Raw genomic sequence first — 2009 nt, 5'->3', positions numbered from 1 at the left:
GCACGGACTCGCCGTCGATCAGCGCCGCGGCGAGGTGCAGCCCCCCCCGCTCAGGGGGAAGTCGACGTCGACGACGAGTTCGGTACGGGACCTCGGTTCGACGGCGTCGTCGATCGGCAGCGCGGCTGCGGACACGGCGACGTCGCGCAGGACTCGATCGCACCGCGACGCCACGTCGGTGCCGTCCTGTTCGGCGGCCGACCGGCAGTCCGCACCGTCCGGTCCTGGAGGGGACGGGCTGGTGCCCTGCAGCGCGATCCCGCTGCACGCTGCGAGCAGTCGAGCCCGCCCGGAGGTGCCGAGGGACGACCATGTCGTGTGGGAGTCGGAGCGCCGCCCGTCATGGGGCGCGGCACCCGGCGTGTGCGGCAGCGCCGTGCTCGTGCCCTCGGGCGTGACGGGTGCCCTGCTGTCTGCGGTGCGGTCCAGCGTCGTGGTCATGGGACGGGTCCCCTCGGACGGTCGGCGAGGTTGCCCAGACTCCTCGGCGCGCCGGGGACTCGACAGGGCCGATGGTCCCGCGGTGTCGGCGTCAGCGACGGCGGTCGCGGACCCCGTGGTCGGCGCCGTAGACCGCGGCTTGCGTCCGGCGCTCCAGACCGAGTTTCGCGAGCAAGCCGGACACGTAGTTCTTCACGGTCTTCTCGGCCAGGCCCAGACGGTCGCCGATCTGGCGGTTCGTGAGCCCACCCGCGATGAGTTCGAGGACCTGTCGCTCGCGGAGGGTGAGCTCGGGCACGTCGTCGCGGACGCCGTTGGTCAGCCGCTCGACGGTCGACGGCACGGTCGCGGCGGGCAGGAGCCGCCGTCCTGCGGCGACGCGTCGGATGTCCTCGACCAGCGTCTGTCCACGGATGTCCTTCACGACGTAGCCGGCGGCCCCGGCGAGGATCGCTGCCTGCATCGCACGGTCGTCGTCGTACGCGGTCAGCATGAGGCAGGCGATGTCCGGGAAGGCGGACCGGACCGATCGGCACGCATCGATGCCGCTGCCGTCCGGGAGTCGGACGTCGAGGACGACCACGTCCGGGAGGGTCGCGGCGACCCGTCCGACGGTGTCACGGACCGTTGCGGCCTCGCCCACCACCGCGAGGTCGGGTTCGGCGTCGATGAGGTCGGCGACGCCGCGCCGCACGATCTCGTGGTCGTCGACGAGGAACACCCGTGTCGTCATGGCTGCGCCGTCCCGGGATCGATCGGGACCGTCCAGCGGACGCGCGTCCCACCCTCGGGACATGCGTCGAGGCGGTAGGCGCCTCCGCGGAGCCGAGCTCGGGCTGCGAGGTTCGCCGTGCCGCTCCGTCGGCCGCGGTCGCCGGAGCCGGGCCCGGGGCCGTCGTCCTCGACGAGGACGAGGACGCCCTCGTCGTCGACCGAGACCTCGATCCGGCAGCTCGCCTCGGGTGCGTGCCGGGCGACGTTCGCGAGCGACTCGCGGACGACCGCCGTGACGTCGAGCGCCAGGTCACCCGTGAGCACGGTGTCGACCGGGCCGGCGAACGCGATCCGCGGCGCGGTGCTGAACGCCGGCGCGAGTTCGGCGACGACGTCGAGCAGTCGGTCGCGCGCGGTCCGGGGTCGGTGGCGGTCCGGGGACTCGAGCGCGAACACGGCGGTGCGGATCTCGCCGATCGCCTCGTCGATGATGGTCACCTGTGCGTCGATGCGGGCGCGGACCTGCTCGGGGGCGCGCTGGGCCGTCGCCTGCAGGGACAGACCCGCTGCGAAGAGCCGTTGGATCACGTGGTCGTGCAGGTCCCTGGCGATCCGGCCGCGGTCCTCGGCGCGTTCGACGAGCCGACGGTCCGTCCGTCCCCGGGCGACCGCCAGCGCCACGCTCGTCTGCCGCCCGAACTCGTCCGCCATCTCGGCCTCGCTCGGGGAGAACGGCCGAGCTCCTGGTCCGCGGGAGATGATGAGCGCGCCCAGCGGTGTGCTGGCGTCCCGCAACGGGATCGCCAGCGTCGGACGGAGCGGGGGCGCCCAGTCGTAGTCCGGGAGGCCGTCCC

Annotated in this window: 3 protein-coding genes; all 3 read right to left on the bottom strand. The window is 73.7% G+C overall.

The features are described from left to right. Positions 1 to 18: 18 nt before the first annotated feature. Positions 19 to 441 (bottom strand): hypothetical protein, encoded by a 423-nt coding sequence (locus I5E_RS03495; RefSeq protein WP_022905773.1) that lies wholly within the window; start codon positions 439 to 441, stop codon positions 19 to 21. A 91-nt stretch (positions 442 to 532) separates the two neighbouring features. Then, positions 533 to 1174, bottom strand: coding sequence for a response regulator (locus I5E_RS03490; protein ID WP_022905772.1), 642 nt, complete (start codon positions 1172 to 1174; stop codon positions 533 to 535). Beyond that, on the bottom strand, positions 1171 to 2009 hold an 839-nt coding region (locus I5E_RS03485; RefSeq protein WP_022905771.1), incomplete at its 5' end, for a GAF domain-containing sensor histidine kinase. The genes I5E_RS03485 and I5E_RS03490, both read right to left, overlap by 4 nt.

Source organism: Curtobacterium sp. B18 (assembly GCF_000333375.1).
Lineage (GTDB): Bacteria > Actinomycetota > Actinomycetes > Actinomycetales > Microbacteriaceae > Curtobacterium.
Note: the sequence above shows the minus strand (reverse complement) of the source record. Positions and strands in the feature narration are given on the sequence as shown.